Origin of the sequence: Segatella copri (genome assembly GCF_009495355.1) — a bacterium.
In the GTDB taxonomy this organism is placed as follows: domain Bacteria; phylum Bacteroidota; class Bacteroidia; order Bacteroidales; family Bacteroidaceae; genus Prevotella.
The window spans coordinates 1-23,228 of sequence record NZ_VZAD01000037.1 but is presented as its reverse complement, the minus strand read 5'-3'; the positions used below and the strand labels follow the sequence as shown (position 1 = coordinate 23,228).

Genomic DNA, 23,228 nt, shown 5'->3' with positions numbered 1-23,228 from the left:
GTCAATTATACATGTATTTTTATCCCGTTTTAACATTCTAAATTAACATATTAACGGCTCTTAAACAAGAATGTGCCTAAATTTACAAATATTCAATACTTTGTTTGATATGTATAGTTGTAAATATGGAATTAATATTTTGTAATATGCAAAAAACTATTAACAAAACAGTCTTGCTAAAGCCCTTTTTGTGTACTGATAAGAGGGCTTTTGTTATCCTTATAGGGTTGAGGTATAGAAAATAAGTAAGAAAAGTCCTTTACTTTTCGAAAGTTTTTTGTACCTTTGCACTTTAGTAAGATACAGAAAGCAGTGCCCCGGCGTGTCGCTGGTCTTCTTGGTAAGACGAGAGGAAAGTCCGGGCAGCACAGAGCATCCCACTTCCGAAAATAGAAGCTATTGGTGACAGTAGGTGTAGGCAGAAGAAAATAACCGCCTTGTTGAGTCTTTAGATGAAAGCAGGGTAAGGGTGAGAAGGTGGTGTAAGAGACCACCAGATGACGGGTGATCGTCATGCTGTGTCGGCTGGGAGCTGTAAGCTCATGTATACCGCAGACTGAGGGTTGCTCGCCCGAGTGTCTTTTATGGCAGCTGCGGAGGGTAGAGTGCTCAAGCCCTGGGGTGACTCAGGGATTAGATAAATGACATGCACCTGCACTTTGTTGCAGGAACAGAACTCGGCTTATAGGGGCACTGCTTTCTTTTTATATTTTTATTTTTAATCTCCACTTAATTATTTAAAGTCATGAACATCAGAGAACCAGAAAAGCAAATCCTCAACGATTTTGAGCATAAAGTGACCAACAAAATCAAGTTGTATGGCAATTATCCCGACTTCCCCAAGATGGAAGACTATGGTATCGAGGGTATGGAACTGGATGATTATCTTTTTGACAAGCAAGCTATTCTCGATATGGGAGGAAGCAGTCGCAATAAGCTGACGGTGGGTGGCATTATCACTTTGTTGCCTGTTATCGTTCTTTCGGCTTTTCCCGACAGTGCCTATATTTATGGTAAGATGGGAACTACGGTTTTGGCTATCGCTGTCGGCCTGATGTTGGCATTGTGCCTATATGCAGTACTGAAAGCCATTATCCGCTTTCGGCTGGCGCGCCATGCCGACCTGAAGTTTGAAACCTACATCAAGGCTGTGTTGTTTTATCAGCCACGACAATAGTCTTGCTGTTGCTTTAAAAAAAGAAATCCTAACCTCTCACGAAGAGAAGTTAGGATTTTTTTATGTGTATAATTAAATATCTGTCATTTTATTATACGATACCCTGAGCCATCATAGCCTTGGCAACCTTCAGGAAGCCTGCAACGTTGGCACCCTTTACGTAGTTTACGTAACCGTCTGCCTCGGTACCATACTTCACACAGTTGGCGTGAATATCGTTCATGATTTCGTGAAGTTTAGCATCAACCTCCTCACGGCTCCACTTCAGACGCTCAGAGTTCTGACTCATCTCAAGACCTGATACAGCTACACCACCAGCATTGGCAGCCTTACCAGGAGCATAGAGGATCTTGGCATCCTGGAATACCTTGATGGCCTCAGGAGTTGTAGGCATGTTGGCACCCTCGCTCACTGCGAATACGCCGTTGGCAACCAATGCCTTTGCAGCCTCTTCGTTGATTTCGTTCTGAGTAGCAGAAGGAAGAGCGATGTCTGCCTTCTCGAACCAAGGCTTAGCTCCTTCAACATACTTCACGCCATATTTCTCGGCATATTCCTTGATACGGCCACGCTCTACATTCTTCAGTTCCATGATGTAGTCGAGTTTCTCGCGGTCGATACCGTCTGGATCGTAGATGTAACCATCTGAGTCGGAACATGTGACAGGCTTTGCACCCAACTGAAGCAACTTCTCCATAGTGTACTGAGCCACGTTACCAGAACCAGAAACCAAGACAGTTTTGCCCTTGATGTCAATATTCTTGGTGGCAAGCATGTTGCAGAGGAAATAAACATTACCATAACCTGTTGCCTCAGGACGGATACGAGAACCGCCAAACTCCTGGCCCTTACCAGTCAAGACACCCTGGAACTGGTGAGTCAACTTCTTGTACATACCGAAGAGATAGCCTACCTCACGGCCACCTACACCAATATCACCTGCAGGAACGTCCTCGTCTGGGCCCATGTGGCGATAAAGCTCAGTCATGAAAGCCTGGCAGAAACGCATAACCTCATTGTTGCTCTTGCCGCGAGGTGAGAAATCAGAACCACCCTTGGCTCCACCCATAGGAAGGGTTGTCAGAGAGTTCTTGAATGTCTGCTCGAAGGCCAGGAACTTCAAGATGCTCAGGTTTACTGACTTATGATAGCGAAGACCTCCCTTGTAAGGACCGATGACATTGTTGTGCTGGATTCGGTAACCCATGTTAGTCTGTACATTACCCTTGTCGTCTACCCATGAAACACGGAACTCGATAATGCGGTCTGGAATGCAAAGGCGCTCAATGAGGTTGGCCTTCTCAAACTCAGGATGCTTGTTGTACTCTTCCTCGATAGTACCGAGAACCTGACTAACTGCCTGGATGTATTCAGGCTCATTAGGGAATCTTCTCTGAAGATTCGCAATCACTTCTGATGCTTTCATAATCTATATCTTTTATTGGGTTTAAAAATTTCTATTTTGTTATTTCCGATTGCAAAGTTAAAGAAAAAGTTTGAAAAAAAGAACAAAAAGACAGAAAAAATAAAGAAAAGGTGTAAAAAGGTAAGTTTTTAACAGTTTATAAGAGGCTTTTATTATAGAATTGTGGGCGTACACCTTATTATATATAGGGAAAACAGCCCGATTGTACATAGGGAAACAGCCCTGTTTTTTCAGCCATGAGTAGTTACTGATAGTGGTAATTACTCAGCATAAGTAGTCAACTATGAATATGACTGAGATAAATGTTTCTTTTAGCCTGTAAAAATCTATGTTCTAAAGTATCGAACTTATGTTCTAAAGTACCGAACTTATGTTCTAAAGTTTCGAACTTATGTTCTAAAGTACCGAACTTATGTTCTAAACTATCGAACATAGATTTGATTGTGGTTTAACGATTTTAGTTGACCACTCTAAGTATTATTGATAATATGAGTTGACTCGGTTATTACTTATTTATAATTCACGTAGACTTACTCAACTTTCGCAAATATGTTCCACACGCCCAGAAGGGGCAGAAGCCCTTAGCCTGTACTTGAACCATTTTGCGAAACTTCAGTTACTTAATTATTAGTCTTATTTACAGTTGACTATTCATGGCTATAAGGGTGCAAAGTAGTTACTGATAGAGGTAAGTGCAGCTAAAAAAGTAATTGGCAGGATCATCTTAAAACAAAAAAGTATCTTAAGAAACATCTGCATGTAACTTAAGATACTTTTTGTTTTCAACTACAGTTTCTTCTTGCTTCAGGTAGACGAGAAACTGGAGCAGTTGTTATTTTTTGAAGCCGAAAATGCGCTTGATGAATTTCTTGACTACATTTTCTTTCTTCTGAGGATTTACGATAGGCGTAACCTTACGTGTGGTTGATTTTTCAGAAGTCTTCTTCTGGCTGACACCTCTTCCTCTGCCGTTGCTGCCTGGGCGTACATTGCGACGCTTGCCGTTGTTGTCCAGGCTGCCTGGCTTGTTGTCAGTCTGTGCCTGTCTGTTGCGTGACTTGTTTTCTGTCTGATCGCTTGCAGGACGATTATTGCCTTTACGTCGGTTGTTGCGATTTTGCTTATTCTCGTTTTCCGGTTTGCCACTATTGTTCTGCTGCTGGCTGTTGCCCTGCTGCTGGCCATCCTTGGTACGAGGAGCGTTCTTACCCTGTTGTCTGGCGTTGCCCTGTTGTTTCTTGTTGTCTTTGTTCCTGGGCTGGTTGTTGTCTTGCTGGTTGTTGCCTTGCTTGCTGTTTTCCTGTGGGTTGTTGTCTTCAGTACGACGCTGAGCCTTTTCAGGTCGGTTGGCAGTTTTATTGGCAGGTTTGCGTTTGTGTGCAGTCTGTTCACGATCTTTGCGTCGTCTGCTCTTTGCGCTGTTGTTGCCTGCCTTTCTGGGCTTGTTCTGCTTGGTGTATGCAGGTCCTTCTCCGCATCCTTCGGGCAGAGCAACCTTTTCCACTTTTTTTTCCAAGAACTTCTCTATCTGCTGGAAATAGAAGATATCTTCCTCGCTCACGAAGGTGATAGCCACTCCGTCGCGGTCGGCACGTGCAGTACGTCCGATACGGTGCACATAGTCTTCAGTATCGTGAGGCACATCATAGTTGATAACCAATGCGATATCATCGATGTCTATGCCTCGTGCCACGATGTCGGTAGCTACGAGCACATCGATTTGTCCGCTCTTGAATTTGAACATCATATTGTCGCGTTCAGCCTGGTCCAGGTCAGAGTGCATCTCTCCACAGTTGATATGTTTACGCTGCAGTGATCCTGCCACTTGCTTTACCTTCATCTTGCTTCCGCAGAAGATGATGACTCGCTGCAGGTCGCCAGCTTTGAAGATGTCCTTGATGATGTCCATCTTCTGTGTCTCGTAGCATACGTAAGCTTTCTGCTGTATCTTCTCGGCAGGTTTGCTTACTGCGAGTTTGATCTCTACAGGATTCTTGAGCAGAGTCTTTGCCAGTTCTTCTATTTTCTCGGGCATTGTGGCAGAGAACATAATGGTCTGGCAAGTTTTTGGCAATTTGGCTGCGATGGTCTTGATATCCTCCGAGAATCCCATGTCGAGCATGCGGTCTGCCTCATCAAGAATAAAGAAGCTTACCTTGCTGAGGTCTACATTGCCCAAGCTGATATGAGAGATGAGTCGGCCTGGTGTAGCTATCACCACGTCTGCACCCATGCGCAGGCTTTTCAGTTCCTGGTCGTAACGGTTTCCGTCGTTTCCTCCATATACAGCCACGCTGCTTACGCCTTGCAGGTAATATCCGAAGCCCTGCATGGCCTGGTCTATCTGTTGTGCCAACTCGCGTGTAGGCGACATGATAACACAGTTGATGGCATCAGAAGGATAACCACCGTCGTCGAGTTTACTGAGCACTGGCAGCAGATAGGCAGCAGTTTTGCCTGTTCCGGTTTGCGCAACTCCCATTACGTCGTTGCCTTTCAATATCTCTGGAATACACTTTTCCTGTACTGGGGTGCAAGTGTCGAAGCGCATATCGTAGAGCGCATCGAGCACGTTGTCATTTAAATCTAATTCGTCGAAATACATATTTCTTATTTTTCTTTTTCCTTTTTTCATTTTTTGTCATTAATCATTAATACTTACCTCGGTGCGTTGCGGTAGCAGAAGTATGCCACGAATGCGAAGAGGAAGTTGGGCATCCAGGCAGCCAGCATAGGCGGGAAGTTGTCCTGGATGGCGAATGTGGCAGAGATGGTTTGCAGCATGATGTAGCTAAAACTCAGTGCCAGTCCGATGCCGAGCGATGTTCCCATTCCACCTTTGCGCTTGCGCGACGAGAGCGACACACCTATTATGGTAAGGATGAATGAGGCGAATGAGGCTGCAATTCGCTTGTGATATTCCACCTGGTATTGCACCACATTGCCCGAACCTCGGTTGATCTGTTTGGAGATATAATCCTTCAGTGCAGGACTGGTAAATGTTTCCTGCTGTCCCTTGGAGTATACCAGGTCGGTGGGTTCCATCATGATGATGGTGTCTTTCTCGGCTCCGCTGGTGATGTGCTCCTTCAGTCCTTGGAGCTGTCGTACCTTCCAGTTTCTTATTTTCCAGTGGTACTTGGAGTCGGAGATGGTGTCGTACTGCACCTCCATGGCGGTGAGGTGGCTTACCAATTTCTTGTCCTTAAACTTGTCAAGGCAGAAGCCGAAGCCTTTCTTGCTTTGGTTGTCGTAGTGCTGCAGATACGCGATGACGCCCCTGTCCACCTGCAGCTGTACGTTTTCTGCCGATGTGTTCTTGCTCTTCTTCTTGTACTTGATTTCGAAATTCTGTCTTACCACCGTTCCATAGGGAATAACATAGGCAGAGAGGGCATACGACATGGCCGAGAGCATGATGCAGGTAATCATGTAAGGGCGCAACAGCCGCTTGAATGAGATGCCTGATGCCATGATGGCGATAATCTCAGAGTTGCCAGCCATCTTAGATGTAAAGAAGATGACGGCAATGAAGACAAACAGCGCACTGAAGAGGTTGGCGAAGTAAGGCACGAAGTTGAGGTAATAGTCAAAGACGATAGCCCTCAGCGGTGCATGATTCTCGGTGAATTTAGGCAGGTTGTCGTTTACGTCGAACACGATAGCCACCGAGATAATCAGCAGGATAGAGAAGAAGTATGTGCCTACAAACTTCTTGATGATGTACCAGTCCATGCGCTTGATATACCTGAATGGGTTCAGGAACCTGAGTATACGCAGGAAGGCCAACTTCTTTGCGAGCCATTGTGTGATGTGTATGAGCCCAGCAAAGTGTTGTCCGAACCATCTTTTGGCTTTATAGAGCCTGCGATGTTTTCTTAATTGATGAAATGTCTTCATTTTATGTTTTTGACCTTTTAATAGGTCTTTTTTTTGTTTGACCAGTCAGTCTGTGGTCTTTGCGTTTGTTCTCCCAGCCTGTGGTCTTTATATTCTTTGTCCCAGCTGGTCGATGATCGAATTTTTCCATTGCACGAAGTCTCCCTGCTCGATGTGCTGTCGCGCATCGGTGACGAGTCGCAGATAGAAGGCCAGGTTGTGTATGCTTGCTATCTGCATGGCCAGGAGTTCCTGTGCCTTGAAGAGGTGATGCAGGTAAGCCTTGGTTGTGATACGGTCGATGTCGCATCCGTCAGGGTCTACGGGACTGAAGTCCATTTCCCATTTCTTGTTGCGCATGTTCATCGTTCCGTTGTAGGTGAAGAGCATGGCGTTGCGTCCGTTGCGGGTTGGCATCACACAGTCGAACATGTCCACTCCTCGTTCTATGGCCTCGAGTATGTTCTGTGGTGTACCCACACCCATAAGATAGCGCGGCTTGTCCTTGGGCAGGATTTCGTTCACCACCTCTATCATTTCGTACATCACCTCAGTGGGCTCGCCTACGGCAAGTCCACCGATAGCATTTCCGTCGGCTCCCTTGTCTGCCACATATTTGGCCGCCTCTCTTCTCAGCTCGGGGAAGGTGCAGCCCTGCACGATGGGGAAGAGGCTTTGCTGATATCCGTACAGCGGTTCGGTCTCGTTGAAGCGCTTGACACAGCGGTCGAGCCAACGCTGTGTCATCTCGAGACTCTTCTTGGCATACTGGAAGTCGCTTTGTCCAGGAGGACACTCGTCGAACGCCATCATGATGTCGGCACCAATAATTCGCTCAGTGTCCATCACGTTCTCGGGTGTGAAGATGTGCTTGCTTCCGTCGATGTGAGAGCGGAACTCGCACCCCTCCTCACGCAACTTTCGGATGCCTGTAAGCGAGAACACCTGGAATCCGCCACTGTCTGTCAGGATGGGTCGGTCCCATCCGTTGAAGCCATGCAGTCCGCCTGCGGCCTTGATGACCTCGAGTCCTGGTCGTAGGTATAGGTGGTAGGTGTTGCCTAAGATGATCTGTGCCTTAACCTGTTGGCGCAGTTCCTCGAAGTGCACACCTTTCACTGATCCGACAGTTCCCACAGGCATAAAGATAGGAGTCTTTATCTGTCCGTGGTCGGTGGTGATGATGCCTGTGCGTGCATCACTGGCTTTATCTGTTACTTGTAGTTCGAATTTCATTCTTCTTGTTTATATTGATTTCTCACTCTCCTTTCTTCGCATCCTCGGGAATCGTGAAATCGATGGGATGTTCCACCTTCTCGTCGGTGAGCGCGAAGTGCCAAACATCGGCAACATTCTCCACATAGTGGAATTCCACTCCCTTGCGATAGATCTCAGGAATCTCCTCAATGTCTTTCTTATTGTCCTGACAGATCACGATATCGGTAATGCCGGCTCGCTTGGCGGCCAGAATCTTCTCCTTGATGCCACCTACGGGGAGAACTTTTCCACGAAGTGTTATCTCTCCTGTCATGGCTGTGTTCTTTCGCACCTTGCGCTGTGTCAGGGCCGATGCGATACTTGTAGCGATGGTGATACCAGCAGAAGGACCGTCTTTAGGAGTAGCTCCCTCGGGCACATGGATATGGATGTTCCAGTTTTCGAAGATACGATAGTCTATGCCCAAGAGGTCGGCGTGCGCCTTGACATATTCCAGCGCAATGACCGCCGATTCCTTCATCACGTCGCCCAGGTTTCCTGTCAGGGTGAGTTTGGCAGCCTTGCTCTTGCTGAGCGAGGTTTCTATGAAGAGGATTTCTCCTCCTACCGATGTCCATGCCAGTCCTGTTACCACGCCAGCATATTGGTTTCCCTGGTAGATGTCGCGTGTGAAGATAGGCTTGCCCAACAACTCTTCCACCTCAGCAGGAGTGATGGTAGGCTTCTCCAGTTCGTCGGTATATGCCAGCTTGTATGCCATCTTGCGCAAAGCCTTGTTGATAGCTTTCTCGAGTTGGCGCACTCCGCTTTCGCGTGTATAGTGGTCTATCAGGTCTTCGATGGCTGCTTTGGTAAACTTTATCTTGGGCTCATACTTGTCGAGACCAGTATTCTTCAGTTCGCGTGGCACCAGGTGTCGCTTGGCTATCTCCACCTTCTCCTCGATGATGTATCCGCCCACCTCGATGAGCTCCATACGGTCGAGCAACGGACGTGGAATACTGCTGATATCGTTGGCAGTAGCAATGAAGAGCACCTTCGACAAATCGTAGTCTGTATCGAGATAATTGTCGTGGAAGGCATTGTTCTGTTCTGGGTCGAGCACTTCGAGCAGAGCCGATGCCGGGTTTCCGTTGATGGTGTTCTGTGTCACTTTGTCTATCTCGTCGAGGATGAATACAGGGTTGCTGCTTCCAGCCTTCTGAATGTTCTTGATGATTTGTCCGGGCATGGCTCCTATATAGGTACGGCGGTGTCCTCGTATCTCCGACTCGTCGTGCAGACCGCCCAATGACATACGCACATATTTTCTGCCCATCGCCTCAGCGATGCTCTTTCCAAGACTTGTCTTGCCAACTCCTGGAGGGCCATAGAGGCAGAGGATAGGGCTCTTCAGGTCTCCTCGCAGCGATCTTACAGCCAGGTATTCCAGGATACGTTCCTTAACCTTTTCCATGCCATAGTGCGCTTTGTCGAGAACTTTCTTGGCATGCTTGAGGCTCAGGTTGTCCTGAGTATATTCATTCCAAGGCAGGTCTACCATGGTCTGCAGGTAGTTGACGAGGATAGAGTAGTCGGGGCTCTGTGGGTTGATGGTTTCGAGCTTGTTCAATTCCTTATTGAACGCCTTGGCTGTAGCCTCGTTCCATTTCTTGTTCTTGGCCTTTTCAGTCAGTTCTTTTCGCTCAGGATTCTTCTCGTCTCCCCCCAGTTCCTCGCGTATGTTCTTGAGTTGCTGCTGCAGGAAGTATTCTCTCTGCTGTTCGTCGAGGTCGAAGCGTGTTTTCTGCTTGATGTCCGACTGTATGCTCAGCAGCTGCAGCTCTTTGTGCTCAGCTTTCAGAGCGATGTAAAGACGGTCGCTGAGGTTGTCTTTCTCCAGCATCTCCATCTTGTCCTCTATGCTGAAAGGCATGTTGCTGCAGATGAAGTTGGCAGCTATCATGGGGTTGGATATGTTGTTGAGGGCATATTCAGCCTCATTGGGCATATCATCGCAGGCATGTATGAAGTTGGCTGTTTCCTGATGCAGTGTGTCCAACAGCGTCTGGAAATGCACGTCTTCCAGGTTGGGCCACTTTTCTGGCAGACTGGTTACCTGTCCTTTGTAGTAAGGACTTATTGATGTGATCTGTTCGAGTCGGCATCTGCCAAGAGCCTGTACCACGATGGTTATGTTACCTGATTCTACTCCTGGCAGTTCAACTGTTTTTATGAGTTTAGCAAACACACCAGTCTTATAGAGGTTTCCAGATGTGGGGTTTTCTGTAGCCTCATCTTTCTGGCAGAAGATACAGAATACCTTGTCTGGATTTTCGATTAGCTTTTGGGCGAGCTGAACGCTCTGGGGTCTTCCCACGATGATGGGTGCCAGAACGGTAGGAAAGATGACGAGATTGCGTGTGCAGAGAATAGGGTATTCTCCTGATTCTCTTTCTGCCACCAATACAGAAGCATCGCCGTCAAAATCGGCTATCATTTGAAATTGTGTATTTTGTTTTCTGTTCATATTCGTTTTTAGAATTCTTTTTAGGGTGCAAAGGTAGTCATTTTTATTGAATTCAGAGGGGTTGGTATAGATATTTTAATATATTCGTGGCATTTTTTTGTAAAAATGATAAAATAAAACAGACTTGTTTGCGTTTTTCCTGAGGTAAGCGAAAGTTGCGTAAATCAGAATAAAAACAAGAAACGGTGGCAGATTTTCAATTCAAACATTTTGGAATCATGCAGGATAAGTGCGGCATGAAGGTAGGCACAGACGGCGTACTCTTGGGAGCGTGGGCTTTGGGAGGCAGCAGGGTGCTGGATATAGGTACGGGGACAGGTCTCGTAGCACTCATGATGGCCCAGCGTTTTCCGCAGTCAGTAGTCGATGCCATCGATATTGACGAGGAGGCTTGCAGGCAGGCTGCCGAGAATGTGGCGGCAAGTCCTTTTGCCGGAAGTGTGCATGTGAGTCATTGTCCGTTGCAGGATTTTCTGTCTTCCCAGCCTTACGATGCCATCGTCAGCAATCCGCCTTTCTTTGTCGACAGTCTGAAAAATCCTGATGTCAAGCGCTCGCTTGCCCGGCACACAGATACACTGCCTTTTGCCGACCTCTTTGCCGGAGCCAGACGTCTGCTTACGGAACATGGTTTCCTGTCGATTGTTGTACCCACAGAAGTGTTTGGTAGGGTGGAGGAAGAGGCTTATTATAAGGGCTTTACGCTTGTTCGCAAATGTATGGTGAAGACTGTGGAGCGCAAGGCTCCCAAACGGCTTCTTCTTACCTTCTCCCGTAGCCGTATGGGCAACTTTGAGGAGTCTACAGAAGTGCTCCAGTTGCCGGATGGCAGTCGTTCGGAATGGTATTCCCGGTTAACGGAAGAATTTTATATCAAGTAACTGAAGTTTCGCATGTGGTTCAAGTACGGGCTGAAGGCCCAAAAGCTCCTAGCCCAGGGCATCGCCCTGGGTATAATGGCAATCAGCAATGCGCCCTGTAAGGGCAACAGCTTTATATATTGCCTGGAGTTTTAAAGCTTTTGCCCTTACAGGGCGACAGGTTACCGCCCCAAACAACCCAGGGCGATGCCCTGGGCTAAGAGCTTCTGCCCTTTCAGGGCGTGTGGGGCTTACTTGCGAAACTTGAATCAAGTAGATTTCAAAGTAGATTTCAAAGTAGATTTCAAAGGAGTTTTCAAAGGATTTCAAGGAAGTTAAGAAGTTAAGAAGTTATCGCTCCCTGCGGTCGCTGAGGAGCTAAGACAAATGCTTAAGTGGACTTGAAATTAAACAATCCCTTAAAGGCATTTGTCTTAACTCCTTAACTCCTTAACTCCTTAACTCCTTAACACCTTAACTCCTTAACTTCTCAACTCTTTAACTCCTTCGTCAAGCATCATAAGTTCAGTTTGCTCTGCACGAGTTTGCTCAGTGCCTCCACCTTTCTTCCTTGCTCTCTGATGTCGCTTCTCACGGCATTGAGACCGTTGAAGAAATCGGCAAAGGCCGACTGTATGGCGTTGGGTTTCCGGGCATTCTTGTCGGCAAATGGGTTGACGATAATCTTGATGCCTTTCTCCTCCAAATGCACATCAATGTCAGCACCCGTCATAACCGGGTCGCCGTCATAATGGATGACACCAGGCTTGGTGCGGGTGATATGCAGCTTTTTGCATCTGAACGACTTAATCTTGGAGTGCTTGTCGAGCGTCTTGTTGAACATATCGAAACTTACCTGCGGAGCCTCCAGTACATCGAAAGGCTCCATGATGACCACGTCCATCAGTCCGTCGCTCATCGATGCCTGTGGAGCGATATAGGCGTTGTTGCCATATTGCGATGCGTTGGCACACGAGATGAGGAAGGCCTTGTATTGCTTTGTTCCCGTCTCGTCCTCGAGGGTGTAGGTTTCAGGCTGATACTTCAGTCCTTCTCTCAGAATGTTCTCAGCATAGCTGATGGGTCCTCGTTTGCCGCTTTCGGCAAACTTCATGCTTACGAAGGCGTCAAATCCCATACCGCAGGTACAGAAGAAAGGATAGCCGTTGATGACCCCATAGTCGAGGTCGTGAATCTCGCATTGGTTGATGATCTCAATACTCTTTTTCAGGTTCATGGGCAGCATGAGGTGACGAGCCAGTCCGTTGCCCGATCCACAAGGCAGAATTCCCAGAGCTGTGTCGGAGTGTACGATGGCTCTTGCCACTTCGTTGACAGTACCGTCACCTCCCACAGCCACCACAATGTCAACATGAGCCTCCTTCGCCTCGGAAGCAATTTCCGATGCGTGTCCGGCTCTTTCCGTAGTTCTTATCTCGTACTCAAAGCGGTCCTTGTCCAGAATGCTATCTATCAGGTTGGGGATGGATGCTTTGCTTGCCGTGCCCGAGATAGGATTCATGATAAAAACGATCTTCTTCTTCATCTAATTAGACAGAATTTTATGAATATTCAGTTGCAAAAGTAATAAAATTAGTATAAAAACGCCTTTTTAGACCCTAAAAAAACACTAAAAATCAACTTTCTTGGAAAAAATCACGATATATTAGTTCTTTTTTGTATCTTTGCACCCTGTAAACTTAGAAATTATAAAAAGTACACCTATTCATAATGGGACAATTACAAGAAAAATACAAGAATTATCGTGAACCTCAGAAGTATATGGCTGCCGGTGTGTACCCATACTTCCGTGAGATCACCAGTAAGCAGATGACGGAAGTTACCGACATCGATGGACATAAGATTTTGATGTTCGGTTCTAATGCTTATCAGGGTTTGACCAACGACCAGCGTGTTATCGATGCAGCCAAGGCTGCTCTCGACAAGTATGGTTCTGGTTGTGCAGGAAGCCGTTTCCTCAATGGAACCCTCGACCTTCACGTACAGCTCGAGAAGGAGTTGGCCGAGTTCATGCACAAGGATGAGTCCCTGTGCTTCTCTACAGGTTTCTCTGTCAACCAGGGCGTGTTGGCTTGTGTGGTAGGCCGCAATGACTATATCATCTGCGACGACCGCGACCACGCCAGTATCGTAGACGGCCGCCGTCTTTCGTTTGCAACCCAGCTGCACTATAAGCACAATGATATGGAGGACCTTGAGCGCGTACTCAAGACCTTGCCTCATGAGGCTATCAAGCTGATCGTTGTCGATGGCGTCTTCTCTATGGAGGGCGACTTGGCCAACTTGCCAGAGATTGTCAAGTTGAAGCACAAGTACAACTGCTCCATCATGGTGGACGAGGCTCATGGCCTGGGTGTGTTTGGCAAGCAGGGACGTGGCGTATGCGATCACTTTGGTCTTACCGACGAGGTCGACCTCATCATGGGTACATTCTCCAAGAGTCTGGCGTCTATCGGTGGTTTCATCGCATCAGACAAGGACACCATCAACTTCCTGCGTCATTCTTGCCGTACTTATATCTTCAGTGCATCCAACACTCCAGCAGCCACAGCAGCAGCCTTGGAGGCTCTTCACATCATTCAGAACGAGCCAGAGCGCTTCGAGCAGTTGTGGGATGTTACCAACTACGCCCTGAAGCGTTTCCGTGAGGAAGGTTTCGAGATTGGCGAGACAGAGAGTCCTATCATTCCTCTCTATGTGCGCGATGCTATGAAGACTTTCGAGGTAACCAAGAAGGCTTACGACCGTGGCGTATTCATCAACCCAGTCATCCCTCCAGCATGTGCTCCTCAGGACACATTGGTACGTTTCGCCCTCATGGCTACTCATACCAAGGAGCAGGTAGAACGCGGTGTGAAAATTCTGAAGGAGGTCTTCGTAGAGGAAGGCGTCATCAAGTAAGCGCTACTTATATTGGAATTACACCTATTTATATTATAGAGAGAGGCAGCCCTTGGAATGAAGGGCTGCCTTTTTGGAAAATAAGTGTTTTGTGACGGTAAAATAATAACGAGATAAGAAAATATGATTTCAGTAGAAGGCTTGAAAGTCGAGTTTGGCGTAAAACCTCTCTTCCACGATGTGAACTTTGTCATCAACGACCGTGACCGCATAGCCCTGGTGGGCAAGAACGGAGCAGGTAAGTCGACGATGCTCAAGATACTTTGTGGTATGCAGAAACCAACAGATGGCGTTGTGGCTGTGCCCAACGATACAACGATAGGCTATCTGCCACAGGTGATGAAGTTGCAGGACGACACCACCGTGAAGGAGGAAACCCGCAAGGCCTTTGCTCATAACACAGAGATGAAGGCACGTCTCGACAAGATGCAGCAAGAGATGGCCGACCGTACCGACTATGAGAGCGAGTCGTATGCCCAACTGGTAGAGAAGTTTACCCAGGAGCATGAACGTTACATGATGATGGGCGGCGAGAACTATGAGGCAGAGATAGAGCGCACGCTTACAGGTCTGGGCTTCACCCGCGAGGACTTCGACCGTCCTACCCGTGAGTTCTCTGGTGGATGGCGTATGCGTATCGAGTTGGCTAAGATACTGTTGCAGAAACCCGATGTGCTTCTTCTCGACGAGCCTACCAACCATCTCGATATAGAGAGTATACAGTGGTTGGAGCAGTTTCTTGCCCAGAGTGCCAAGGCGGTGGTGCTGGTCAGCCACGACCGTGCCTTTATTAACAATGTGACCAACCGCACCTTAGAGATAACCTGCGGCAGGGTAGAGGACTATCGTGTGAAATACGACGAGTATGTGGTACTTCGTGCAGAGCGCCGCGAACAGCAGTTGCGAGCCTACGAGAACCAGCAGAAGGAGATTGCCGATATCAAGGACTTTATAGAGCGTTTCCGCTACAAGCCCACCAAGGCCGTGCAGGTGCAGAGCCGCATCAAGCAGTTGGAGAAGATCGTTCCCATTGAGGTCGACGAGGTCGACAACAAGCAGATGCACCTCAAGTTTCCACCCTGTCTTCGCAGTGGCGACTATCCCATTATCTGCGACGAGGTGCGCAAGGATTATGGCTCGCATACAGTTTTCGACCACGTCACCCTTACCATCAAGCGCGGTGAGAAAGTGGCTTTCGTCGGCAAGAACGGCGAGGGAAAGTCCACACTTGTGAAGTGTATCATGGGCGAGATTCCGTTTACAGGAACGCTGAAGATAGGCCACAATGTGCAGATAGGCTATTTCGCACAAAACCAGGCACAGCTCTTAGACGAGCGCCTTACCATCTTCCAGACCATAGACAATGTGGCCACGGGCGATATGCGCCTCAAGGTGAACGATCTCTTGGGAGCATTCATGTTTGGCGGCGAGACCTCCGAGAAGTATGTCAAGGTGCTCAGTGGCGGCGAGCGCAGCCGACTGGCGATGATCAAGTTGCTGCTCGAGCCTGTCAACCTCCTGATTCTCGATGAGCCAACCAACCATCTCGACATGCAGTCGAAGGATGTTCTCAAGGAAGCCATCAAGGCCTTCGACGGAACAGCCATCATCGTGAGCCACGACCGTGAGTTCCTCGACGGACTGGTAGACAAGGTGTATGAGTTTGGTGGCGGAAAGGTACGCGAGCATCTGGGCGGCATCTACGACTATCTGCGTGCCCACAATGCCGAGACCATCCAGGCAGCCCTTGCCAAGGGCGAGCCATCCATGGGCGCTTCTTCAGCCAAGCCACAGCAGCAGGACGCATCGCCTGTCGCAACAGACAATGCGTCGTCGAAGAAGCAGAGTTACGCCGAGCACAAGGAACAGCAGAAGAAGATTCGCAAGGCCGAGAAGGCGGTGAAGGACTGCGAGCAGCGTATCGCCACCTTGGAAAAACGCAAGAAGGAGATTGACGATTTGCTGATGAAGCCCGAGAATGCCACCAACATGGAGCTCGTCACAGAGTACACCTCGCTGATGCAGAAACTCGATGAGGAGAACGACAACTGGCTCGTCCTCTCCGAGGAGCTGGAAGAAGTGTCAGGGCAATAAAATCCAGACAAAACAACTATAACCAAATAATTATAACATTATGAACATGAAGATGATTATCCCGATGGTGATGATAGCAGCCATGCCTATGGGTGCAGACGCACAAAACAAGTCGGGACTTGTCATGAGCAATCTTGACAAGACGACAAAGCCTGCCGACGATTTCTATCAGTTTGCCACAGGCGGATGGCAGAAGAACAATCCTTTGCCAGCAGCCTACAGCCGCTATGGAAGCTTCGAACAGTTGCAGGAAAACAACAACAAGCGTATCAACAGCATCTTGGGCGAGCTCCAGAAAAAGAGCTACAAGAAGGGAAGTATCGAGCAGAAACTGTCCGACTTCTACAAGTTGGCGATTGATGTCGACCGCCGCAACAAGGAGGGCATAGCTCCCGTAAAGCCTCTGCTCGACGAGATAGCTGCTGCCCAAACCAAGGCCGACCTGCAGAAATTGCAGATCAAGTATGCCTGGATGGGACTCGGAGTAAGCTATGGTGCAGGTTTCGGTGCCGACGAGAAGAATGTCACTCAGAACATCTACAATCTCTCGCAGGGCGGCCTCACCCTTGGCGCCAAGGATTATTACCTCAACAACGATGCCGCCACTGTGGCCATCCGTGAGGCTTACAAGGCATATCTTGCCAAGATGTTCCAGCTCTATGGTTTCTCTGCAGCCGATGCTGTCCAGTATGCACAGGCCATCTTCCTGCACGAAACCAGTCTTGCCTTTGTTTCCAAGAGCCGCACCGAGCTTCGTGACCCACAGGCCAACTACAACAAGATGACTCTCAAGCAGTTCTGTGAAAACTATCCCAACATACCTCTCGAGGCCTTGGCCAATGGCGAGGGCATCAAGAGCGAGTATATGCAGGAACTCATTGTAGGTCAGCCAGCATTCTTTGCAGCCTACGACAAGCTTTCGGCAGCCGAGAACGCCTCTGTCCTGAAGGCGCTGATGCTCTGGAGTGTCATCCGCAGCTCTTCCGCTTACCTGACCGATGAGATTCGCGAGGCCAACTTCGACTTCTTCGGCAAGACCATGAGTGGCCGTAAGGAGGACTATCCTCTCTGGAAGCGTGCCACTAATCAGGTAGAGAATCAGATGGGTGAGGCGCTTGGCCGCATCTACTGCAAGAAGTTCTTCCCCGAGAGTTCCAAGAAGATGATGGAGACCCTGGTCAAGAACCTGCAGATCAGCTTGGGCGAGCGCATCGACGCACAGACCTGGATGAGCGACGTAACCAAGGCTGCAGCCCATAAGAAGCTCGACAAGTTCTATGTCAAGATAGGTTATCCCAACAAGTGGACCGACTACAGCCTGCTCAACATCGATCCTTCCAAGAGTTACTACGAGAATGTGTTGGCTTGCCGCAAGTTTGCCAACGACAAGGAGATCGCCGAGAAGGCCGGAAAGCCAGTCGACAGAGACGAGTGGTACATGACTCCACAGACCGTCAATGCCTACTACAATCCTACCACCAACGAGATCTGTTTCCCTGCCGGAATCCTGCAGTATCCTTTCTTCGACCCCAAGGCCGACGAGGCGTTCAACTATGGCGCCATCGGTGTCGTGATAGGTCATGAGATGACTCACGGTTTCGACGATCAGGGTCGCCAGTATGATGCTACTGGCAATCTGCAGGACTGGTGGACAGCCGACGATGCCAAGGGCTTCAATCAGCGTGCCGACATGTATGCCGACTTCTTCAGCAATATCAAGGTATTGCCCGACCTGAATGGCAACGGCCGTTTCACACTGGGCGAGAATCTTGCCGACCATGGCGGTTTGATGGTAGCCTTCAATGCTTTGAAGAATGTCACCGCCAAGAAGCCCCTCAAGAACAAGGACGGTTTCACTCCAGCTCAGCGCTTCTTCCTGGCCTACGCAGGCGTATGGGGACAGAACATCACCGAGAAGGAGATACGTCAGCGCGTCAAGAACGACCCACACGCTTTGGGCAAATGGCGTGTCGACGGAGCCCTGCCACATATCGATGCCTGGTATGAGGCCTTCGGTGTGAAGCCGGGCGACAAGATGTTCATTCCTAAGAATGAGCGACTGGAACTTTGGTAATAATCGATAAAAAGAAGGATGCTGAAAGAAATTTTGGCATCCTTTTTTCATTATCTCATTGAAAAAGTGTATTTTTGCACAAAATTAGAGAAAGGAATAGAATCATGCCATTAAGATTGCCAGATAAATTGCCAGCCATAGAGCTGCTGAAGCACGAGAACATCTTCGTCATGGACGAGAGCAGGGCGCACAGTCAGGAGATTCGCCCCCTGCGTATCGTAGTGCTCAACCTCATGCCGCTGAAGATAACAACGGAGACCGATCTCGTCAGACTGCTCTCCAACACACCACTGCAGATAGAGGTGTACTTCATGAAACTGAAGAGCCATACTCCCAAGAACACCCCCATCGAGCACATGATGATGTTCTACAAAGACTTTGCCGAACTGTCAAAGCAGAAGTTTGATGGCATGATCGTGACGGGTGCACCCATCGAAACCATGCAGTACGAGGACGTGGAATACTGGCCCGAGATTCAGCAGATCTTCGACTGGGCTCGTACCCATGTCACCTCCACACTCTACATCTGCTGGGGCGCGCAGGCAGGACTTTACCATTTCTATGGCGTACCCAAGCATCCACTCAGCAAGAAGATGTTTGGCATCTTCCGGCAGAAATCCCTCGACCCCTCGCTGCCTATCTTCCGTGGCTTCGACGACTGGTTCGCCATGCCGCAGAGCCGCCATACCGAGGTGCGACGCGAGGACATCGAGAAGGTGCCGGGGCTTGACATCATAGCCGAGTCGCCCGAGAGCGGTGTGAGCATCGTGATGGCACGTGGCGGCAGGGAGTTCTTTGTCACGGGCCATTTGGAGTACGCTCCCGACACACTCGACAAGGAATACCGTCGCGACCTGGGCAAGCGTGATGACGTCGACTTGCCCAAGAACTATTATTATCACGACGATCCCACCGAGGAGCCCTTGGTGACCTGGAGGGCGCATGCCAACCTGTTCTACAGCAATTGGATCAACTATTACGTATACCAGGAGACACCTTATAATATTGATGACATCAAGTAAGCGCGAAAGCGAAGAAGCGAAAAAGCGAAGAATGAGAACTTTGGAATTGCTGGCACCTGCCAAAAATTTAGAGTGCGGCATCGTAGCCATCGACCATGGCGCAGATGCCGTATATATCGGAGCACCCAAGTTTGGTGCCCGTGCGGCTGCGGGTAACTCGATCGAGGATATCCGTCAGCTGTGCGACTACGCCCATCAGTTTCATGCCAAGGTGCATGTCACGGTCAACACCATAGTCTACGATTCTGAGATCAGGGACACCCTGCAGATGATTCAGCAGTTGCAGGCAGCCGGTGTCGATGCCCTGCTGTTGCAGGACATGGGTGTGCTCTATGCCCTTCAGGGCGAGGGCCCTCTGTCGACAGAGGGCGGGTGGACAGAGTTACTGCATTCCAGCACCCAGTGCGACACCAGGACTGCCGACAAGGTGAAGTGGCTTCAGTCGTTGGGCTTTCATCGGGCAGTATTGGCTCGCGAGCTCTCGGTCAGTGAGATAGAGGCCATTCATGCCGCCGTGCCCGATATGGAGCTCGAGGTGTTCGTCCATGGTGCGCTTTGTGTGTGCTATTCCGGCGTGTGCTATGCGTCAGAGTATTGTTTCGGCCGCTCAGCCAACAGGGGCGAGTGCGCCCAGTTCTGCCGCATGAAGTTCGACCTTCTCGATGCCGACGGACAGGAGATCGAGCATCAGCGCCATCTGCTGTCCCTCAAGGATATGTGCCAGATAGACAACCTGGAGGCCTTGGCTGACGCCGGAGCCTGCTCGTTCAAGATTGAAGGCAGGTTGAAGGATGCCGACTACGTGAAGAATGTGGTGGCAGCCTACAGCCAGCGCCTCGACGACATCTGCCGCCAGCGTCCCGGCGAGTATGAGCGTCCATCGCTGGGCAGACCCCGCTATGCTTTCGAGCCCAACCTGAAGAAGACTTTCAACCGTGGTTTTACCCATTATTTCCTTCGTGGCAGACAGATGGACATCACCTCCTTCGACACCCCGAAGGCCATCGGCGAGTATGTGGGAAAGGTGAAGGAGCTGCGCGGCAACAGTTTCAATGTAGCATCCGTGGCGAGCTTTGCCAATGGCGACGGCTTGTGTTTCATCAATGACGAGCGCGAGCTGGAAGGCTTCCGTGTCAACCGTGCCGAGGGCAACCGCCTCTTCCCCTTAGAGATGCCTCGCCATCTGCGTCCCGGAGTGGCGCTCTATCGCAACAACGACGTCGCGTTCAGCAGGATATTGGCAGGCAGAACGGCAGAACGGAAGATTCCTGTCAAGATCGTCTTCGACTTGTACGATGAGGACGCTGTGAGCGGCTTCTCAGCCACTGCCTATTACTGCAAGGAGCAGGGAAAGACCCCATTCGTGAGCGGAGATGCCGAGCAGCATGCCTCCTTGGAATACATGGCTACCGAAGCCGTAGCCTTTGAGCACAGCATGGCGAAAAAGCCGCAGCGCGAGAATATCATCAAGCAACTCAGCAAGTTGGGCGGCACCATCTATGAGTGCCGTGAGGTGGAGATTCGCAATGCTGCCGACCAGTATTTCATCCCCAGCAGTGTGCTTACCGACCTGCGCCGTTCTTTGGTGTCAGCCCTGTCGGGTGCCGTCGCTGCCCCGGAGGCATCTCATGCTGAGGCTTCCGCCGACAAGACATCGCCCGCAAAGGCATGGCAGCCGGAATACGCCAAGTACAGCTATCTCTACAATATCGCCAATCAGAGTGCTCGCTCTTTCTATCAGGCACACGGCATGGCGAAGCCAGGCTATGCCTTCGAGCTGCGCAACGGGGCAGAGCGGCAGGAGGAGGTTCTGCTGATGCAGTGCCGCCACTGTCTGCGTTATTCGTTGGGCTATTGTGTGAAGCGGGGAGGGCGCATGTCCACGTGGAAGGAACCGCTCTTCCTTCGTCTGGGCGACGGCAGGAAGTTCCGCCTCCAGTTTGCCTGCAACGAATGCCAAATGAATGTGTATTCTGAGCGTTGAAAAAAGAATGATATATGAGCAAAGTAAAACGAAATACATGGATTACCTGTTGTCTGTTGGGCATGCTGTTGCTGCTCAGCGGTTGCTATCATCGTCATGGTGGCAAGGTTCAGCATGCCGCCCTGATAGAGTACAGCGACCGGCAACTCGACTCCATCTCGTTTTCCTCCACGCATCATTACACCAACAAATACAACTTTGTAGTCAGTTCCGACTCACTCATGCTGATACGTCAGCAGCCGGAGGAGTATGTCAACCATCTGCGCATCGACTCCTTTGCCGTCAGGAAGCACTGCCTGCTGGTCGTTTCCGACATACGCATCATTCCCCAGGACGCAGAAGACTCCGTATGGGTACAGTTGGCCACCGAGGAGAATGAGTTTGGCTGGACACACGAGTCCCGTCTGTTGCCCCGTGTCGTCCCCGACGATCCCATCTCTCAGTTCATCCTCATCTTCAGCAACACCCACCTGCTCATCTTCATGATCGTCATCGTGTTGATTTCTGTGGCTTATCTTCTGCGCAAGATATCCCACAGCAATGCGCACATCGTTCATTTCAACGACATCGACTCGCCATATCCTACGGCATTGGTGCTGATGGTGTCGCTCTCAGCGGCTTTCTATGCCACCATCCAGTTGTTTGCACCCGAGATGTGGCGTCATTTCTATTTCCATCCCACTCTCAATCCCTTTGCCGTACCCCGTGTGTTGGGATTCTTCCTGGCGTCTGTTTGGGCGATATTGATATTGGCATTGGCCTGTCTCGACGAGGTAAAGCATCGTCTCAGTCTTGGCGATGCCATTCTGTATCTGGGAGGTCTTGTCGGAGTTTGTGCAGTCGATTACATCATCTTCAGTCTCTGCACACTATATTATGTGGGTTATGTCCTCTTGGCATTCTACTTCTGGTTTGCCATCCACCGTTTCCTGCGTCGATGAGACGGAAAGGAAGAAATAAATGTCGATGTGGCAAGATGGTTTGCTTTCGCTCATGGCTTTCATTATGTGATATTGATGACTGTGAAAAGCGAGAAGAAGATGCAGTTTTTGTAAAATCTGTTTACTGCGTTCTTTGCACCGAAAATTCCTGTTTTCTCAATAATGCATATTTATACATTCTGCCTTGACGATGTGTTTTAGTATATTTATACAAATTCACTCATTGAAAACTGCAATAAGTATACATAGTAAAAGTTAAATACGAGCTAACTTTTCTCTTTTATGTTATATATTGTTAATATAATGACTTTTGCTTTCCCTTTCCTGAACAGATTTTAAGGAAAGGCTGGAGTTTTGAATATGATTATTTTTCTGTTTCTGCACTACTGATAGATTGCAAATGTGTAATGTTACTTTACTTTGTGGTTAGGGTGATTCCGGTCAAATCCGGTCATGGTCATTTCGGTCAAAATCAAAAAAGAAAATATTTTCTCGCCTAAAGATAGTATATATAAATAATTAATATTATTTATATATACTATCTTTAGAACTTTTTTTTCATCAGAAAACGAATTTGACCGAAATGACCATGACCGAAATGACCATGACCGAAGTTGACCGAGACTTTGTGTTGCATTTTGACAATTGTCCTGGCAAAATAAGTCATTTTGTGTCATTGTCATTTTGTGTCATTTTCGTTTTTTGAAAGAGAAAAGTGCTCTATATAATAAATAAATATTTATATTTATTTATTATATAGCGGCGGAAATGACATTGAATTTCAAAAATGACACAAAATGACAATGACACAAAATGACACTTTTTCTTTTTCGTACTGTCTTGATAGTTCATGAAAAGGAAAGTTATACACCAAAAATCGGAGTTTGCGTATTCCACACATACACAGCAACTTACAGCACTGTTTCTTGTCATTCTTGACCTGTTTCCCTTAACAAGTCATTCTACAAATGAACAAACAGCCGAAAAATGTATTATCTTTGCACCGTCAACCAATGAAAGTGCTATAAGAGCCTCGCAGGAGGCATCTAGTACGACCAAGGGCGGTAACAATAGACGACAGGCGCCGGTCATCTATTAAGACCCAAAAGGTGGCACTATCGG

The 23,228-nt window shown here is 48.7% G+C and carries 14 protein-coding genes and 1 other RNA gene; 9 read left to right on the top strand and 6 right to left on the bottom strand.

Annotation, left to right across the window (positions count from 1 at the left end; genetic code table 11):
* Positions 1 to 309 precede the first annotated feature (309 nt).
* Together rnpB and F7D20_RS04210 are read left to right on the top strand one after the other, a co-directional pair.
* Positions 310 to 701: RNase P RNA component class A (rnpB, locus tag F7D20_RS04215), an RNA gene on the top strand.
* A 44-nt stretch (positions 702 to 745) separates the two neighbouring features.
* Positions 746 to 1,177, top strand: coding sequence for a hypothetical protein (locus F7D20_RS04210; RefSeq protein WP_022252655.1), 432 nt, complete (start codon positions 746 to 748; stop codon positions 1,175 to 1,177).
* A 91-nt stretch (positions 1,178 to 1,268) separates the two neighbouring features.
* Here the strand turns inward: F7D20_RS04210 and F7D20_RS04205 are convergent, their stop codons facing one another.
* The 5 genes from F7D20_RS04205 to lon form a co-directional block, all read right to left on the bottom strand.
* Positions 1,269 to 2,603: an NADP-specific glutamate dehydrogenase gene (locus F7D20_RS04205; protein WP_158462977.1), complete on the bottom strand. Its 1,335-nt coding sequence runs from the start codon at positions 2,601 to 2,603 to the stop codon at positions 1,269 to 1,271.
* Between the two features lie 832 nt (positions 2,604 to 3,435).
* A complete protein-coding gene (locus tag F7D20_RS04200; RefSeq protein ID WP_158463002.1) occupies positions 3,436 to 5,208 on the bottom strand; it encodes a DEAD/DEAH box helicase in 1,773 nt (590 codons plus the stop codon).
* A 53-nt stretch (positions 5,209 to 5,261) separates the two neighbouring features.
* Positions 5,262 to 6,503, bottom strand: a complete 1,242-nt coding sequence (locus F7D20_RS04195) for an LptF/LptG family permease (RefSeq protein WP_022252659.1) — start codon at positions 6,501 to 6,503, stop codon at positions 5,262 to 5,264.
* 87 nt (positions 6,504 to 6,590) lie between these two features.
* Positions 6,591 to 7,718 carry a tRNA guanosine(34) transglycosylase Tgt gene (tgt, locus tag F7D20_RS04190; protein WP_022252660.1) on the bottom strand — a complete coding sequence of 376 codons (1,128 nt, stop codon included), beginning with the start codon at positions 7,716 to 7,718 and terminating at the stop codon, positions 6,591 to 6,593.
* 22 nt (positions 7,719 to 7,740) lie between these two features.
* On the bottom strand, positions 7,741 to 10,209 hold the full coding sequence (lon, locus tag F7D20_RS04185) for an endopeptidase La (RefSeq protein ID WP_158462976.1): 2,469 nt from the start codon (positions 10,207 to 10,209) through the stop codon (positions 7,741 to 7,743).
* Between the two features lie 218 nt (positions 10,210 to 10,427).
* Here lon and F7D20_RS04180 point away from each other — a divergent pair, with 218 nt between their 5' ends.
* Positions 10,428 to 11,090, top strand: coding sequence for a tRNA1(Val) (adenine(37)-N6)-methyltransferase (locus F7D20_RS04180; protein ID WP_158463001.1), 663 nt, complete (start codon positions 10,428 to 10,430; stop codon positions 11,088 to 11,090).
* Between the two features lie 496 nt (positions 11,091 to 11,586).
* On the opposite strand, the gene F7D20_RS04175 is transcribed toward F7D20_RS04180, so the two are convergent.
* Complete coding sequence (locus F7D20_RS04175; RefSeq protein ID WP_158462975.1) at positions 11,587 to 12,615, bottom strand: diacylglycerol/lipid kinase family protein; 1,029 nt, start codon at positions 12,613 to 12,615, stop codon at positions 11,587 to 11,589.
* A gap of 185 nt (positions 12,616 to 12,800) precedes the next feature.
* Between F7D20_RS04175 and spt the strand changes: the two genes are divergently transcribed.
* The 6 genes from spt to F7D20_RS04145 all read left to right on the top strand — a co-directional run bounded on the left by spt (position 12,801) and on the right by F7D20_RS04145 (position 22,106).
* Entirely contained in the window at positions 12,801 to 13,991 is a 1,191-nt protein-coding gene (gene spt / locus F7D20_RS04170; RefSeq protein WP_158462974.1) for a serine palmitoyltransferase, read from the top strand.
* A 123-nt stretch (positions 13,992 to 14,114) separates the two neighbouring features.
* Positions 14,115 to 16,085, top strand: coding sequence for an ABC-F family ATP-binding cassette domain-containing protein (locus tag F7D20_RS04165; RefSeq protein ID WP_158462973.1), 1,971 nt, complete (start codon positions 14,115 to 14,117; stop codon positions 16,083 to 16,085).
* A 40-nt stretch (positions 16,086 to 16,125) separates the two neighbouring features.
* The gene (locus F7D20_RS04160; RefSeq protein WP_158462972.1) at positions 16,126 to 18,159 is read left to right on the top strand and encodes a M13 family metallopeptidase; all 2,034 of its coding nucleotides are present in this window, start codon (positions 16,126 to 16,128) and stop codon (positions 18,157 to 18,159) included.
* A 104-nt stretch (positions 18,160 to 18,263) separates the two neighbouring features.
* A complete protein-coding gene (metA, locus tag F7D20_RS04155; RefSeq protein WP_158462971.1) occupies positions 18,264 to 19,181 on the top strand; it encodes a homoserine O-acetyltransferase MetA in 918 nt (305 codons plus the stop codon).
* Between the two features lie 31 nt (positions 19,182 to 19,212).
* Positions 19,213 to 21,165, top strand: a complete 1,953-nt coding sequence (locus F7D20_RS04150) for a peptidase U32 family protein (RefSeq protein ID WP_158462970.1) — start codon at positions 19,213 to 19,215, stop codon at positions 21,163 to 21,165.
* Between the two features lie 14 nt (positions 21,166 to 21,179).
* Positions 21,180 to 22,106, top strand: coding sequence for a zinc ribbon domain-containing protein (locus F7D20_RS04145; protein ID WP_158462969.1), 927 nt, complete (start codon positions 21,180 to 21,182; stop codon positions 22,104 to 22,106).
* Positions 22,107 to 23,228 lie beyond the last annotated feature (1,122 nt).

Coding starts and splice junctions, on each gene's coding strand:
- F7D20_RS04180 (WP_158463001.1), top strand. CDS start 10,428: ATGCAGGATAAGTGCGGCATGAAGGTAGGCACAGACGGCGTACTCTTG.
- F7D20_RS04165 (WP_158462973.1), top strand. CDS start 14,115: ATGATTTCAGTAGAAGGCTTGAAAGTCGAGTTTGGCGTAAAACCTCTC.
- metA (WP_158462971.1), top strand. CDS start 18,264: ATGCCATTAAGATTGCCAGATAAATTGCCAGCCATAGAGCTGCTGAAG.
- tgt (WP_022252660.1), bottom strand. CDS start 7,718: ATGAAATTCGAACTACAAGTAACAGATAAAGCCAGTGATGCACGCACA.
- F7D20_RS04195 (WP_022252659.1), bottom strand. CDS start 6,503: ATGAAGACATTTCATCAATTAAGAAAACATCGCAGGCTCTATAAAGCC.
- F7D20_RS04200 (WP_158463002.1), bottom strand. CDS start 5,208: ATGTATTTCGACGAATTAGATTTAAATGACAACGTGCTCGATGCGCTC.
- F7D20_RS04150 (WP_158462970.1), top strand. CDS start 19,213: ATGAGAACTTTGGAATTGCTGGCACCTGCCAAAAATTTAGAGTGCGGC.
- F7D20_RS04175 (WP_158462975.1), bottom strand. CDS start 12,615: ATGAAGAAGAAGATCGTTTTTATCATGAATCCTATCTCGGGCACGGCA.
- lon (WP_158462976.1), bottom strand. CDS start 10,209: ATGAACAGAAAACAAAATACACAATTTCAAATGATAGCCGATTTTGAC.
- spt (WP_158462974.1), top strand. CDS start 12,801: ATGGGACAATTACAAGAAAAATACAAGAATTATCGTGAACCTCAGAAG.
- F7D20_RS04210 (WP_022252655.1), top strand. CDS start 746: ATGAACATCAGAGAACCAGAAAAGCAAATCCTCAACGATTTTGAGCAT.
- F7D20_RS04145 (WP_158462969.1), top strand. CDS start 21,180: ATGAGCAAAGTAAAACGAAATACATGGATTACCTGTTGTCTGTTGGGC.
- F7D20_RS04205 (WP_158462977.1), bottom strand. CDS start 2,603: ATGAAAGCATCAGAAGTGATTGCGAATCTTCAGAGAAGATTCCCTAAT.
- F7D20_RS04160 (WP_158462972.1), top strand. CDS start 16,126: ATGAACATGAAGATGATTATCCCGATGGTGATGATAGCAGCCATGCCT.